Below are 14,528 nucleotides of genomic sequence, written 5' to 3'. Positions count from 1 at the left end.
ACCGGCGATGAGCGTACTGATGTACGGACGCATGACGTATGTCGGATGGTTGCGCAGGTGTCACGAGATCAGGCCACGGCGGGGGTGTCCTCGCCGACGAACGTCCGCCACAACTCGGCGTACCGCCCGCCCCGCGCCAGCAGCTCCTCGTGCGTGCCGTCCTCCGCGACCCGCCCGTGATCCATGACGACGACCCGGTCCGCGCGGGCCGCCGTGGTCAGACGGTGGGCCACCACGAGGGTGGTACGGCGGCCCGCGATGCGGTCGGTGGCCTGGTTGACCTGGGCCTCGGTGGCCAGATCCAGGGCCGCCGTGGCCTCGTCGAGGAGGAGGATGTCGGGGTCGACCAGTTCGGCGCGGGCCAGCGCGATGAGCTGGCGCTGGCCGGCCGAGAGGTTGCGGCCGCGCTCGGCGACCTCGTGGAGGTAGCCGCCGTCGAGGGTGGCGATCATCTCGTGGGCGCCGACCGCCCGGGCCGCCGCCTCGACCTCGGCGTCGGTGGCGTCCGGGCGGCCGTAGGCGATGGCGTCCCGGACGGTGCCCTGGAAGAGGTACGCCTCCTGCGGGACGACCCCGAGCCGGTGCCGGTACGAGGTGAGGTCCAGCGCCCGCAGGTCCGTGCCGTCGACCGTGACCCGGCCGCCGGTCGGGTCGTAGAACCGCGCCACCAGCTTGACCAGGGTCGACTTGCCCGCACCCGTCTCACCGACGAACGCGACCGTCTGCCCGGCGGGGATCCGCAGGTCGATGCCGCCGAGCGCCTCTTCGGGTTCGTCGGAGGCCCCGTACGCGAACCGCACGTCCTCGAAGGCGATCTCGCCGCGCAGGGACAGCACTTCGAGGGGCTCGTCCGCCGCCTTCGTCGACGTCGGCTCCTGGAGCAGCTCCTGGATACGGCCGAGCGAGACGGTCGCCTGCTGGTACCCGTCGAAGACCTGCGACAGCTGCTGCACCGGCGCGAAGAACAGGTCGATGTACAGCAGATACGCCACCAGCGCACCCGTCGTCAGCGTCGCGTCGTCGATCCGCCCGGCGCCCGCGATCAGCACGGCCGCCGCGGCCACCGAGGACAGCAGCTGCACGAAGGGGAAGTAGACGGAGATCAGCCACTGCCCCCGGATACGCGCCTGCCGGTAGCTGTCGCTGCGCTCCGTGAACCGCGCCCCGCCGTCCCGCTCCCGCCGGAAGGCCTGCACGATCCGCAGCCCCGACACCGACTCCTGGAGATCGGCGTTGACCACCGACACTCGCTCCCGGGCCAGCTCGTACGCCTTCACGCTCGCCCGGCGGAAGTAGTACGTGGCGACGATCAGCGGCGGCAGCGTCGCGAACACCACCAGCGCCAGCTCCACGTCGAGCACCAGCAGGGCGACCATGATCCCGAAGAAGGTGACGACCGAGACGAACGCGGTGACCAGCCCGGTCTGCAGGAAGGTCGAGAGCGCATCGACGTCGGTGGTCATGCGCGTCATGATCCGGCCGGTCAGCTCCCGCTCGTAGTAGTCGAGTCCGAGCCGCTGGAGCTGGGCGAAGATCTTCAGGCGCAGCGCGTACAGGACCCGCTCACCGGTCCGTCCCGTCATCCGTGTCTCACCGACCTGCGCCGCCCACTGCACGGCGACCGTGAAGAGACCGAGCAGCGAGGCCGCCCAGACCGCGCCGAGGGCGAGCTCGGAGACGCCGGAGTCGATGCCGTGCCGGATCAGGACGGGCAGGAGCAGCCCCATGCCGGCGTCCACGGCGACAAGCCCGAGGCTGATCAGCAGGGCGTAGCCGAAGCCCCGCAGCAGTCTGCGCAGGCCGTAGGACTCCTCCGGGGTGACCGCGCGGGCCTCGTCGATGTCGGGGGTGTCGAGCGCCGGGGGCAGCGCGTCGACCTGGGCGAGGAGCTCGGCGGTGGCAGGCATGCCGTCCAGCGCCGCGTCGCGCGGGCCGCGCTCCCCCGCCCACAGCCTCGGCGTGATCCCGCGCTCCGCGTCGAACTCGGCGTCCAGCTCCTCCCGTACGGAGGTGTCCTCGGCCGGTACGACGGGCTGGGCGTGGCCCGGCGAGACGCCGCCGAGCTCGTCGGGGTCGGTGAGCAGGCGCCGGTACAGGGCGGAGCGTTTCTGCAGCTCGTCGTGGGTGCCGATGTCCGCGAGACGGCCGTCCTGGAGGACGGCGATGCGGTCGGCGAGGTTCAGGGTGGAGCGGCGGTGCGCGATGAGGAGGGTCGTGCGGCCCTCCATGACCTGCCCCAGCGCCTCGTGGATCTCGTGCTCGACCCGGGCGTCCACCGCGGAGGTCGCGTCGTCCAGGACGAGGAGCCTCGGGTCGGTGAGGATCGCCCGCGCGAGCGCGACGCGCTGCCGCTGGCCGCCGGAGAGGGTGAGGCCGTGCTCGCCGACCTTGGTGTCGTATCCCTCGGGCAGCTCGGCGATGAAACGGTCCGCCTGGGCGGCGTGCGCGGCCTGCTCGATCTGTTCGTCGGTGGCGTCGGGACGGCCGTACGCGATGTTGTTGCGGACCGTGTCCGAGAAGAGGAAGGAGTCCTCGGGGACCAGGCCGATCGCGGCCCGCAGGGAGTCCTGCGTCAGCTCGCGGACGTCGTGGCCGCCGACGAGGACGGCGCCGTGGGTGACGTCGTAGAAGCGCGGCAGGAGGAGGGAGACGGTGGACTTGCCGGAGCCGGAGGAGCCGACGACGGCGAGGGTCTCGCCGGGCCGGATCTCGAAGCTGAGGCCGTCGAGGACCTTGCGGCCGTCCTCGTAGCCGAAGGAGACGTCGTCGAACTCGACGGTCGCGGGGGCGTCGGCGGGCAGTTCCTTGCCGCCGTCCTTCATCGACGGCTCGGTGTCGATGAGCTCCAGGACGCGTTCGGTGCCCGCGCGGGCCTGCTGGGCGACCGTGAGGACCATGGCGAGCATCCGGACCGGGCCGACGAGCTGGGCGAGGTAGGTGGAGAAGGCGACGAAGGTGCCGAGGGTGATGTGCCCACGGACGGCGAGCCAGCCGCCGAGGGCGAGCATCGCGACCTGGCCGAGGGCGGGGACGGCCTGGAGGGCGGGGGTGTACCTGGAGTTGAAGCGGATGGTGCGCAGACGGCCCGCGAAGAGCCGCCGGCTGACCTCCCTGAGCTTCCCGGTCTCCTGCTCCTCCTGCCCGAACCCCTTCACCACGCGTACGCCGCCCACGGCCCCGTCGACGACGCCCGCGACGGCGGCGGCCTGGGCCTGGGCGTACCAGGTGGCGGGGTGCAGCTTGCTGCGGGAGCGCCGGGCGATCCAGGCGATCGCGGGGGCGACGGCGAGGGCGACCAGGGTGAGCGGCCAGGAGAGCCAGGCCATGACGACCAGGGAGACCGCGAAGAGGGCGAAGTTGCCGATCGTCATCGGGAGCATGAAGAGCAGGCCCTGGATCAGCTGGAGGTCGCTGGTGGCCCGGCCGACCACCTGCCCGGTCGACAGCTCGTCCTGACGCCGGCCGTCGAGCCGGGTGATCGTCCCGAACATCTCCGTCCGCAGGTCGTGCTGGACGTCGAGGGCGAGCCGGCCGCCGTAGTAGCGGCGGATGTAGGTGAGGACGTAGACGAGGACGGCGGAGCCGATCAGGAGGCCCGCCCAGGGGGCCATGTCCCGGCTGTGGTCGCCGATCACATCGTCGATGATCACCTTGGTGATCAACGGGACCAGCGCCATGACGGCCATGCCGGCGAGCGAGGAGCCGAGGGCCAGGACGACGTCCTTCGGATACCGCCAGGCGTATCCGGCCAGTCGTCGTGCCCATCCCCGTTCCGGTTTCACGCCGGTGCCCTCCGTCAGCAGACCTGATCTTCCGGAAGGCACCAACGCGGGAGGAAGCGGATTTCATCCCTCCGCAACAAACCGGACCCCGTCAGTCGCTCAGTGCGTCCGCACCCGCAGGTAGTAGAAACGGGTCGTCTGGACCGCGTTCTGGTTGTCGTCGCTGACCAGCAGCACCTTCCACGCGCCCTTGCTCCGGCCCGTCACCGCCATGCCCTCGATGTTGTCGAGGAGCGGGTTGGGCTGGGGCTGCTTGGCCGTGGCGCCCAGGGACGGGCAGTTCACGAGGTCGGCGAGCAGGATCTTCTTGATCAGGCGTACGCCGTCCTGCCCCGTCAGGTTCTCGACGGCGCTCGTGTCCGTGGCGCCGCGCGGGTCGGCCAGGTACAGCCGGACCGTGTTGCCGACGCCGGAGGTGAAGCCGCGTTCCAGGACGAGGAGCCGCCCGTCGGGCAGGGACTGGACCTCGGGGACGCCGAGGCCGGTGTCGGGCTGGTAGGCGTACTGCTCAGCGAGCCGCCAGCTCTTCGCGTGCCGCTGCCACGTCTGGAAGCGGACCGCCTTCGAGGTGTCGCCGGAGAGCGCGTACTCCATCGACGCCAGCAGCCTGCGGCCGCCCGGCAGCAGGGTGAGCCCCTCGAACGTGCCGTTGGTGACGGCCCGCCCTGCCGGTGCCACCCGCAGCGCGTCGGGTACGGGCAGGCGGTCCAGGATCTTTCCGTCGCGGCTGTACCGGCGTATGGACGGCTCGGTCTCCGAGGTGATCAGGCGGGTGCCGTCGCCGTCGATCACCAGGCCCTCGGAGTCCAGCGCCGCGCCGTTCTCGTCGGCGAGCGGGACGACCGACGTCGGCGCGAGGGTCCGCGCGTCCAGGCCGAACAGCGCGGACCGGTCGGACAGCGCGGCGAGCGAGCCGTCCCGGTCCACCGCGAGCGCGGAGAAGTTGCCGACGAAGGTGCCGTCGTACGTCGTCTTGTCGAGCGCGTCGGAGAAGCGCTCGATGGAGACGGACGGTGAACAGGCGTTGCCGGACAGGGTGTTGGCCGACAGGGCATAGCCCGCCCGGATGTCGGCATCGGCGTCGGCTTCGGCGGGACCGGCGGCGGCCAGGCAGGTGGCCGCCGCCAGTCCGGCGGTGACGGTCGCGAGTGCGGTTCTCATACGCATGGGCGTCACCGTAGGGCGGGCCGGTGAAGGGCGGGAGTCCGGCAGGCGTCAGGATGCGGCGAGGTCCCGGTGGATGACCTTGGCGACGCCCTGGATGGTGGTGATGCCGTAGTTCATGGTGCTGTTGCCGTGGGTGAGCACCGTGATCATGTAGTCGTGGCCGCCGCCCTTGAAGGTGCCGACGCTGTGCACCCGCCAGCCGTGCGTGGAGCGCTGCAGCCAGCCGTTCTTGACGTGCACGAGGACGTCGGAGGGGGCGCCGTACGGGGTGCCCCAGCGCTGGGAGGAGATGACCTCGCCCATCAGCTTGCGGATGTACCAGCGCGAGTCGTCGGTGAGGACCGTGTTCTTCGCCGTGAGCAGCTTCATCAGCTTCTGCTCGTCGGTCACGGTGATCTGGGTCAGGCCCCAGTAGCCGTCGGCGCCGGGCTTGGTCCGGGTCATGCCGGCCGCGGTGAGGAAGCCCTTCACCTTGGTCACCCCGAGCTGCTTCCACAGGGTCGAGGTGGAGGCGTTGTCCGACTTGGTGATCATGGCCTTGGCGAGGGTCTTCTCACGGCTGGTGAGCGCCCGGTCGTGCTTCTGCGCGTCCCACAGGAGCGTGGCGAGGACGGTGACCTTGACGACGCTCGCGGAGTCGTAGGCCGTCGAGGCGCGGAGCGTGCAGGTGGTCTTGGTGGTGCGGTCGTAGAGGCCGACGGCGATGGTGCCCTTGCGGTTCGCGATGGCCGAAGTGATGTCCTTCTTCAGCTTGCCGGCGAGGCCGGCCTTGGCCGACGTACAGCTGACGCTCGGCGTGGTGGCCGCGGCGGCGGGTGTGGCGGCGGCCACACAGGCTACGAGCGCGCCGGCCGCCACCCACTTCGCGCGTCTGGATATCCCCTGAGTCATGCCCTGTTGACGCACATGGTCACGGGAAAGGTTGTACGGATCGACGAATGGTTGTGCGAGCACACGGTCGGGGGGGCGTTTTGGTATGTCAACTCGCGTAGTTGAGGGGCGATATGCCGGAACCGGTCACCTGATCGACATGTACAAGCCATTTACAGGGTCTCATGTGCATGTCACGCTCCCGTTTGCCCGCTCCATTCAACCCGCGTAGAACGGACAGCCCCCGATGCCCGTGAGACCCATACGCACGCGGCGCGCCAAGTCCCTGGCGCTCGCCGTCTCGGCCGTACTCGTCGCCCTCACCGCGCCCACGCTGACCGCGACCCCGGCGGCGGCCACCACCACGGCGTACGACTCGACGTACTACAAGAACGCGGTCGGCAAGACCGGTACGAGCCTGAAGTCCTCGCTGCACACGATCATCAGCAGCCAGACGAAGATCTCGTACTCCGCCGTCTGGAACGCCCTCAAGGTCACCGACCAGGACCCGAACAACAGCAGCAACGTGCTGCTGCTGTACAGCGGTGTCTCACGCAGCAAGTCCCTCAACGGCGGTGACGTCGGCGACTGGAACCGCGAGCACACCTGGGCCAAGTCCCACGGCGACTTCGGCGAGGTCACCGGTCCCGGTACCGACCTGCACCACCTGCGCGCCTGTGACGTCCAGGTCAACAGCACCCGCGGCAACCTGGACTTCGACAACGGCGGCAGCAGCGTCTCGGGCGGCGGCGGCAGCCTCGTCGACTCCAACTCCTTCGAGCCGCGCGACGCGGACAAGGGCGACGTGGCCCGCATGATCCTCTACATGGCGGTCCGCTACGAGGGCGACGACGGCTTCGCCGACCTGGAGCCCAACGAGCTGGTCAACAACGGCAGCAACCCGTACATGGGCAAGCTGGCCGTACTGAAGGCCTGGAACGACGAGGACCCGCCGAGCGCCTTCGAGGAGCGCCGCAACGACCTCATCTACTCCAACTACCAGGGCAACCGCAACCCGTTCATCGACCACCCGGAGTGGGTGGAGGCGATCTGGTAGCCGGCAACCGCAGACGACACCGAACTCCCCACCTCACATGGGGAGTTCGGTGCCGTCACCTCACATGGGGAGTTTCGGTGTGGTCCGGCTCCTGCTCGGGTACGGCCGTCAGACCCGCTCCAGCGGCCGATGCGGCCCGCTCGGCAGCTCCACCGCGATCGCGTCCCCCGGCCGCACCGCGCCGCCCGCCCTCACGACGCTCATGATCCCGGCCCTGCGCACGACGTTCCCGGCCTCGTCCCGACCGACGACCCGCTTCAGCAGCCCGTCCTGGAAGTGGTCGATCTGCAGACAGGGGTTGCGCAGCCCGGTCACCTCCAGCACCGCGTCCCCGATCCGCAGCAGCGTGCCGGTCGGCAGCCCGAGCAGATCGATCCCCCGGGTGGTGATGTTCTCTCCGAGATCCCCGGCCACCACCTCGAACCCCTCCGCCCCGAGCTCGGCGAAGAGTTCCTCGTGGATGAGGTGCACCTGCCGCAGATTCGGCTGAGTCGGATCCTGCGCGACCCGCGACCGGTGCTTGACCGTCACCCCGGCATGCACGTCCCCCTCCACCCCGAGCCCGGCGAGCAGCGTGATGCTCTCGCGGTTGGGCTTGGTGAACGAGTACTCCGCGTTGCTGCTGACGGCCGTCACTGTCCCGCTCAACCCCGCAGCCCCCTCCCGACTGGCGACAGTTCCGCCCCGACCCTAACCCCCGTCCCTCAGAAGGCCTCCGGGAACTCCCTGATCAGCGCGGCGACGGGGATGGCGTACGAACCCGCCCGTCCCTCCGCCACGAGCATTCCGACCAGCCGCCCTGAGGAGTCCACGACAGGGGCCCCGGCATCGCCCGGCCGGGAGTCGCTCGTGAACGCGAGCAGCCGCAGTGTCACCGTGCCGCCCTCGACCGCCGGGACACCGTGGACCGTCTCCATCCGCAGCGCCTCTCCGGGCAGCCGCCGGTCAGACTCCACGAGCAACGACACGGTTTCTCCGGTCTGCACATCCGCGGCATCCCGCGTACGCACGCCCCCGGACGCCGGGGCCTCACCGAGCACCCTGAGCAGTGCCGCCTGGCTCTCCCGGCCGCCTCTGCGCACGAGTTGGAGCTCCGTGTGGGCGGTGTCGTCACCCGCGTTCCACACGGCGGTGGGCCGACCGCTCAGGAAGGCCATGTTGTAGCTGATGACGAAACCCTTGGGCGTGACGAAACCGCGCCCACGTCCGATCCCGGGATCCTCCTCGTCCACGCGAACCGCCGTGACCTGCCCGGCATCCGGAGCGTCGGACGCCGGTGACGTCGCCCCGTCCGACGTCTGGGTCGGCAGGAGGCCGAAGGCTCCGAGGATCGACAGCACGGTGGCGATGAAAGCGGCGGCCGCGGCCACGATCGCGAAGTACTTCTTCCCCTGCTGGAGAAGAGTGGGCTGCGGCGGCGCCGCAGGGTCGCCGTCAGGGTCCTCTGCCATCTGGGTAGTCCCCCTCTACCGGTTCTGGCCGACCTTTCGAAGTTACTCCAAGTGCGTAGGCGCGAACATCCGCAGCACAGCCGGGAGTACCACCACCGACGGCCCCGGCGCTGCCAGCGCCTTCGCCAGGTCCGCCTCCAGCGTCTCCACCGTCGTAAGCACCCCCGGCACCCCGAACGACTCCGCCAGCGCCACATAGTCGGGACGGGTCAGCTCGGTCGCCGTCGCCTCGCCGAAGGCGTCCGTCATGTACTCGCGCAGGATGCCGTAGCCCCCGTCGTCGACGATGAGCCAGGTGACGTTCAGGTCGTACTGCCGTGCCGTCGCCAGCTCCGCGATCGAGTACAGCGCCCCGCCGTCCCCCGACACGGCCAGCACCGGACGGGTCGGATCCGCCGCCGCCGCGCCGAGTGCCGCGGGGAAGCCGTAGCCCAGCCCGCCCGCCCCCTGCGCCGAGTGCATGTGGTTCGGGCCCTTGGCGTCGAAGGCCGACCAGGCCCAGTAGGCGAGGATCGTCATATCCCAGAAGGACGGGGAGCCGGCGGGAAGCGCCCTCCGCACGGACGCCAACACGTCCTGTTCCAGGGTGAGTTCCTGGGCGGCGATCCGCTCGGCGACCTTCGCGAGCACCTCACGCACCCGCTCCGGGGCCGTCTCGTCTGCCCGCTCCGTCACCGTCTCAAGGAGCGCCTGCAACGCCAGCCGCGCATCCGCGTGGATGCCCAGCGCCGGATGGTTGGACTCCAGCTTGCCGAGGTCCGCCTCGATCTGGATGACCCGGCCGCGCGGCTTGAACGTGTGGTAGTTGGACGACAACTCCCCCAACCCCGAGCCCACCACCAGGAGTACGTCGGCGTCCTCCAGGAAGTCCGTGACGTACCGGTCCTCGATCCAGGACTGGAGCGACAGCGGGTGCTTCCAGGGAAACGCCCCCTTGCCGCCCGGCGTGCACACCACCGGCGCCCGCAACACCTCCGCCAGCCGCTTCAACTTGCCGGACGCGTCCGCCCGTACGACTCCGCCGCCCGCGATGATCGCCGGGCGGGCGGCCTTGGACAGCAAGTCCGCCGCCACCGCCGTCAGTTCGACACGCGGCGGCAGTTCCTCCGGGAACGCGTCGCCGCCCGTCACCACGGGGATCTGCGTCTCGGCCAGCAGGACGTCCTGCGGGATCTCCACCCACACCGGCCCGTGCGGGGCCGTCAGCGCCGACTTCCAGGCCGCCTCGATCGCGGAGGGGATCTGGGACTGGGTGCGGACGGTGTGGACGGACTTCACCACGCCCCGGAACGAGGCCGCCTGGTCCGGGAGTTCGTGGAGGTAGCCGTGCCGGCCGCCGCCCAGCCCGGCGGACGGGATCTGGCTGCTGATCGCCAGGACGGGGGCCGAAGCCGCCGCCGCCTCCTGCAGGGCGGCCAAGGACGTCAGCGCGCCCGGGCCCGTCGACAGCAGCAGCGGGGCCGCCTCGCCCGTGATCCGGCCGTACGCGTCCGCCGCGAACCCGGCGTTGTTCTCCACCCGCAGACCGATGTACCGCAGGTCGGACCGGCGCAGTGCGTCGAACATGCCCAGCGCGTGCTGGCCGGGCAGTCCGAACACGGTGGTCGTGCCGAGCGCGGCCAGCGTCTCCACGACCAGGTCTCCGCCGTTGCGGCCGGAAGGCGGGTTCAGAGCCGCCGCGATCTGTGCCTCGGTCGGACGGAGCACCAGGTCGTGGTCGTGGGTCACTTCGCTCGGGCCTCTGCAATCTGGCGGGACATGATCGTGGTCAGTTCGTACGCCGTGTGGGACGCGGCCACCGACGTGATCTCCGCGTGATCGTACGCGGGGGCCACCTCGACGACGTCGGCCGAGACGAGGTTGCAGGAGGCGAGACCGCGCAGGATCTCCAGGAGTTCCCGGGAGGTCATGCCGCCGGCCTCGGGCGTGCCCGTGCCGGGCGCGTGGGCCGGGTCCAGGCAGTCGATGTCGATGGAGATGTAGAGCGGGCGGTCGCCGATGCGCTGCCGCAGCTGGTCGGCGATCTCGTCGGCGCCGCGCCGGTAGACGTCCGCCGACGTCACGATGCCGAAGCCGAGCTTCTCGTCGTCGGTGAGGTCCTGCTTGCCGTACAGGGGGCCGCGCGTGCCGACGTGCGAGAGCGCCTCGGTGTCGAGGATGCCCTCCTCCACCGCCCGCCGGAACGGCGTGCCGTGCGTGTACTCGGCGCCGAAGTAGGTGTCCCAGGTGTCGAGATGGGCGTCGAAGTGGAGCAGCGCGACGGGCCCGTGCTTCTTGGCGACGGACCTGAGCAGCGGCAGCGCGATGGTGTGGTCGCCGCCCAGGGTCATCAACCGGGCGCCGGTGCCGAGCAGATCGTCGGCCGCGGCCTCGATCGTCTCCACGGCCTCGTTGATGTTGAACGGGTTCACCGCGATGTCCCCGCCGTCCGCGACCTGCGCGAGCGCGAACGGGGAGGCGTCCTGCGCCGGGTTGTAGGGGCGCAGCAGCCGGGACGCCTCGCGGATCGCGTTGCCGCCGAAGCGGGCGCCCGGCCGGTACGAGACTCCCGAGTCGAACGGCACCCCGACCACGGCGACATCGGCGCGGCCGACCTCGTCGAGCCGGGGCAGCCGGGCGAAGGTCGCGGGTCCGGCGTACCGCGGGATGCGGGAGGAGTCGACGGGGCCGCGGGGCGTCTCGTTGCTGCTCATGGGGTAATGCCTTCTTTCCTACGCTTCGTCGCGTATGTACTTCTTCTGGTACGACTTTACCGGTGTGCCGCCACCGGCTCGGACGCGAGTTCGGGTGCCCGTCCCGCGAGCCGCTCGCGCCAGACGGCCAGTACGGCCGGGTCGGTGGCCGGGGTCGCAAGGGAGACGGCCACGTACGCGGCGAGGGACGAGAGCAGGCCGTAGTAGACGGGCTCGTTGGCGAGGATGCCGTGGCTCGCCATCAGGCCGATGACCGCGAGGCCGCCGACGACCACGGAGGCGAGAGCCCCGTACACCGTGCCGCGCTTCCACAGCAGTCCGCCGAGGATCGGGACGAGGAGTCCGCCGACGAGCAGGTTGTACGCCACGGTCAGCGCCTCTACGACGTTGTTGAGGGCGATGGCCGTAGCGATGACCGCGAGGCCCATGACGAGGATGAAGACCCGGTTGCCCCTGACCTCGTCGTGCTCGCCGTCCCCGTCCGCCCGCACGGCTCCTCTCAGCCGCGACCAGATGTCGTTGTTGGCGACGGTCGCGCAGGCGATCAGCGCGCCGGAGGACGTCGACATCACGGCCGCGAGCGCGGCGGCCAGCACCAGACCCCGTACGCCCATGGGCAGTTCGTCCTTCACGATGGTCGCGAAGGCGTCGTCGGCGCTTGCGAGGTTCGGGTAGAGCACCTTCGCCGCCGTGCCGATGACGGCGCCGGCGAGGGCGTACGCGAGACAGTAGGTGCCCGCGACCGTGCCGCCCCACTTGGCCGTCCGGTCACTGCGCGCGGTGAACACGCGCTGCCAGATGTCCTGGCCGATGAGCATGCCGAACGTGTAGATCAGCACATAGGTGAAGATCGTCTCGCCGCCGATGCCCAGCGGGTCGAAGTACTCGGTGGGCAGCTTCGCCTTCATCTCGCTGAAGCCGCCCGCCTTGACGACGGCGATGGGCAGGAGGAGCAGCAGTACGCCGACGGTCTTCACCACGAACTGCACCATGTCGGTGAGGGTGATCGACCACATGCCGCCGAGCGTGGAGTAGGCGACCACGATCGAGCCGCCGAGGACGATCGCGACGGTCCGGTTCATGTCGAACAGGACGTCGAAGATCGTGGCGTAGGCGATGGTGGACGTCACCGCGAGCATGAGGGTGTACGCCCACATGACCACGCCGGAGATGACGCCCGCGCGACCGCCGCCGTAGCGCAGGTCGAGCATCTCGGAGACGGTGTAGACCTTGAGGCGGGCGATGCGGGCGGAGAAGAAGACGGACAGGGCCAGCAGGCCGAGGCCGATGGTGAACACCATCCAGGCGCCGGAGAGCCCGTACTGGTAGCCGAGCCCCACACCGCCGATGGTGGAGGCGCCGCCGAGGACGATCGCGGCCATGGTCCCGGAGTACATGGCGGGCCCGAGCCGCCGCCCGGCCACGAGGAACTCGCTCTTGGACCTGGCGCGCCTCATGCCCCACCAGCCCATGGCCAGCATGCCGAGCAGATAGACGACGATGACGGTGTAGTCGACGGCCATGCTGGCCTCCTTACGGTCGATGTCGCCGGCGGGTGACGAGCACCGACACTAGGTGGCCGCCAGAGGGCTGCGAAGTGTACGTTTCACACATCAGGACCGTCCGGACTGAAGGAAACGCACACCATGCCGGACCCGTCGGTTCCACCCACTCCCCCCGTGCCCCTCGCGTCCCTCCTGGCCCGCGAGGACCTGGCCCTGCGGCAGATCGCCGGCCCCGCCGACCCCGGCATCGTCATCCACTGGGCGCACACCTCGGAGATGGCGGACCCCTACCCGTATCTGCTCGGCGGCGAGCTGCTGCTGACGGCGGGCGTCCATGTCCCGGAGGCGGCGGGCTCGGGCGCCTACTTCGAGGACTACGTCTCCCGGATCGTGGCGGCGGGCGGCGCGGCCCTGGGCTTCGGTCTGGCCCCGGTCCACGACACGGTCCCGCGAGCCCTGGTCGAGGCCTGCGACGCCTATGAACTCCCGCTGATCGAGGTCCCGCCCCGGACCACCTTCTCGGGCGTGGCCCGCGCGGTCTGGCAGCTGATGGCCCAGGCCCGCCTCGCCGAGCTCCGCCGTGTGACAGAGGCCCAGCAGCGCCTGGCGGCGGCGGCCTCCCGCCCGGACCCGGTGCCCTCGGTGCTGCGTCAGCTGGCCCAGCGGGTCGGCGGGCGGGCGGTTCTTTATGGACCGGAGGGCACCGAGCTGGCGGTGGCGGGGCGGGAGCCGGGGGGTGAGGTGACGGGGGCACTGGCGGAGCTGGCGGAGGTCGTACGGCCGGGGGGCGGGGTGGCCCGGCTCGACAGCTCGCCACGACAGCCGGGCTCGGCAGCAGAGCGGGCGACCGGGGCGAACCGGCCCGGCGGGGCCGGGGTATCTGGCGGAACCGGCACGACCAGCGGGACAGGCATCCGGCCCACGCCCGGAACGGCCCGCGGCATCGGCCGGCGCGGCTCGGCGACGCCGGTGCCCAGCACGGACGCGGCACGGCTGGGCGAATCCGGCGACGCGCCGGGCCCCCGGCCGGCCGACGGGTCCGCCGACGGCCCCGACCGGACCGGCTCCACCTCACCCGCCGACCCCGCCCGCCGCACCGACCACCCCACCTCACCGGCCACCGGCACCTCATCCGCCCCCACCACCCGCCCCGCCCCCACCTCCGCCACCGACACGGTCGCCGGCACCCACCTCGCCGCCTACGCCCTCGGCGCCGGGCAGGGCTTCGTCCTCGGTGTCGCCTCCCCGCACCGGGACCCCGGCGACCACACCATCGCCTCGGTCGCCGCCGTCCTGCTCTCCCTCCTCACCGGCGAGCACCAGAGCGGCTCGGGTGCGGCCCGCTCGTCCGCGCTGGTACGGCTGCTGCTCGGCGCCCCGCCCGAGGACGTGACCGTACTGCTGGGCGCCGAACAATGGCTCGTCGTCCATGCCCGGCCCGACACGCACCCGCCCGACGCCGTGGCCGCGTCCGCGCTGGGCGCCGGGCTCGGGTCGCCGCTCGTCGACCTCGGCCAGGACGCCGTACGGGTCCTGGTGCCGGCCGGCCGGGAGCCCGCCCCGCAGCCCGGCTGGACCCTCGGGGTGAGTGCCCCCGCGGGTCCGCGGGAGTGGCCCGCCGCCGACCTCCAGGCCGCCCGGGCCCTCGCCCGCGCGCGGGCGACCCGCACGGCGCTCGTGCGGCACACGGCCCGTCCCGGTCTCGCCGCGCTCGTCCCGCCCGACGCGGCGCAGGCACACGCGCGCACCCTCCTCACGCCCCTCAAAGGCAACCCCGCCCTCGTCGACACCCTGCGCACCTGGCTGTCATTGCACGGCAGTTGGGACCGGACCGCGGTCGCGCTGGCCGTGCACCGCAACACCGTGCGCCAGCGGATCGCCCGTTGCGCGTCGCTGCTGGCCACCGACCTGGACGACCCCGACGTACGCATGGAGTTGTGGTTCGCGCTGGGGCACGACGCGCGACAGTGACCCACGTCCCAGCGGCCGGTACATCCGGCACG

The 14,528-nt window shown here is 71.3% G+C and carries 10 protein-coding genes; 2 read left to right on the top strand and 8 right to left on the bottom strand.

Translation table 11 applies throughout. The features are described from left to right. Positions 1-68 precede the first annotated feature (68 nt). From PH203_RS12460 to PH203_RS12450, 3 genes are all read right to left on the bottom strand, one after another. Positions 69-3,782 (bottom strand): ABC transporter ATP-binding protein, encoded by a 3,714-nt coding sequence (locus tag PH203_RS12460; RefSeq protein ID WP_289919828.1) that lies wholly within the window; start codon positions 3,780-3,782, stop codon positions 69-71. Positions 3,783-3,881: 99 nt separating this feature from the next. After that, positions 3,882-4,949: an esterase-like activity of phytase family protein gene (locus PH203_RS12455; RefSeq protein ID WP_289919826.1), complete on the bottom strand. Its 1,068-nt coding sequence runs from the start codon at positions 4,947-4,949 to the stop codon at positions 3,882-3,884. 48 nt (positions 4,950-4,997) lie between these two features. Beyond that, positions 4,998-5,840 (bottom strand): serine hydrolase, encoded by an 843-nt coding sequence (locus PH203_RS12450; protein WP_289919825.1) that lies wholly within the window; start codon positions 5,838-5,840, stop codon positions 4,998-5,000. 226 nt (positions 5,841-6,066) lie between these two features. Here PH203_RS12450 and PH203_RS12445 point away from each other — a divergent pair, with 226 nt between their 5' ends. Beyond that, on the top strand, positions 6,067-6,876 hold the full coding sequence (locus PH203_RS12445) for an endonuclease (protein ID WP_289919823.1): 810 nt from the start codon (positions 6,067-6,069) through the stop codon (positions 6,874-6,876). A gap of 108 nt (positions 6,877-6,984) precedes the next feature. On the opposite strand, the gene PH203_RS12440 is transcribed toward PH203_RS12445, so the two are convergent. Genes PH203_RS12440 through PH203_RS12420 form a run of 5 tightly spaced genes read right to left on the bottom strand, consistent with a single transcriptional unit; the run spans position 6,985 to position 12,543 of the window. Further along, positions 6,985-7,524, bottom strand: a complete 540-nt coding sequence (locus PH203_RS12440; RefSeq protein ID WP_289919821.1) for an MOSC domain-containing protein — start codon at positions 7,522-7,524, stop codon at positions 6,985-6,987. Between the two features lie 56 nt (positions 7,525-7,580). After that, the gene (locus tag PH203_RS12435; protein WP_289919820.1) at positions 7,581-8,327 is read right to left on the bottom strand and encodes a trypsin-like peptidase domain-containing protein; all 747 of its coding nucleotides are present in this window, start codon (positions 8,325-8,327) and stop codon (positions 7,581-7,583) included. Positions 8,328-8,369: 42 nt separating this feature from the next. Then, complete coding sequence (locus PH203_RS12430) at positions 8,370-10,055, bottom strand: thiamine pyrophosphate-binding protein (RefSeq protein ID WP_289919818.1); 1,686 nt, start codon at positions 10,053-10,055, stop codon at positions 8,370-8,372. Next, complete coding sequence (gene speB / locus PH203_RS12425; RefSeq protein ID WP_289919815.1) at positions 10,052-11,020, bottom strand: agmatinase; 969 nt, start codon at positions 11,018-11,020, stop codon at positions 10,052-10,054. The genes PH203_RS12430 and speB overlap by 4 nt, the downstream gene beginning before the upstream one ends. Before the next feature lie 56 nt (positions 11,021-11,076). Beyond that, on the bottom strand, positions 11,077-12,543 hold the full coding sequence (locus tag PH203_RS12420) for a sodium:solute symporter (protein WP_289919814.1): 1,467 nt from the start codon (positions 12,541-12,543) through the stop codon (positions 11,077-11,079). Positions 12,544-12,666: 123 nt separating this feature from the next. Here PH203_RS12420 and PH203_RS12415 point away from each other — a divergent pair, with 123 nt between their 5' ends. Further along, entirely contained in the window at positions 12,667-14,496 is a 1,830-nt protein-coding gene (locus PH203_RS12415) for a PucR family transcriptional regulator ligand-binding domain-containing protein (protein WP_289919812.1), read from the top strand. Positions 14,497-14,528 lie beyond the last annotated feature (32 nt).

Source organism: Streptomyces sp. S.PB5, from assembly GCF_030403745.1.
Taxonomy (GTDB): domain Bacteria; phylum Actinomycetota; class Actinomycetes; order Streptomycetales; family Streptomycetaceae; genus Streptomyces.
Note: the sequence above shows the minus strand (reverse complement) of the source record. Positions and strands in the feature narration are given on the sequence as shown.

Bases quoted from the DNA above. Each gene is read 5' to 3' on its own strand.
- PH203_RS12455 (WP_289919826.1), bottom strand. From the start codon at position 4,949: ATGCGTATGAGAACCGCACTCGCGACCGTCACCGCCGGACTGGCGGCG.
- PH203_RS12450 (WP_289919825.1), bottom strand. From the start codon at position 5,840: ATGACTCAGGGGATATCCAGACGCGCGAAGTGGGTGGCGGCCGGCGCG.
- PH203_RS12445 (WP_289919823.1), top strand. From the start codon at position 6,067: ATGCCCGTGAGACCCATACGCACGCGGCGCGCCAAGTCCCTGGCGCTC.
- PH203_RS12435 (WP_289919820.1), bottom strand. From the start codon at position 8,327: ATGGCAGAGGACCCTGACGGCGACCCTGCGGCGCCGCCGCAGCCCACT.
- speB (WP_289919815.1), bottom strand. From the start codon at position 11,020: ATGAGCAGCAACGAGACGCCCCGCGGCCCCGTCGACTCCTCCCGCATC.
- PH203_RS12420 (WP_289919814.1), bottom strand. From the start codon at position 12,543: ATGGCCGTCGACTACACCGTCATCGTCGTCTATCTGCTCGGCATGCTG.
- PH203_RS12415 (WP_289919812.1), top strand. From the start codon at position 12,667: ATGCCGGACCCGTCGGTTCCACCCACTCCCCCCGTGCCCCTCGCGTCC.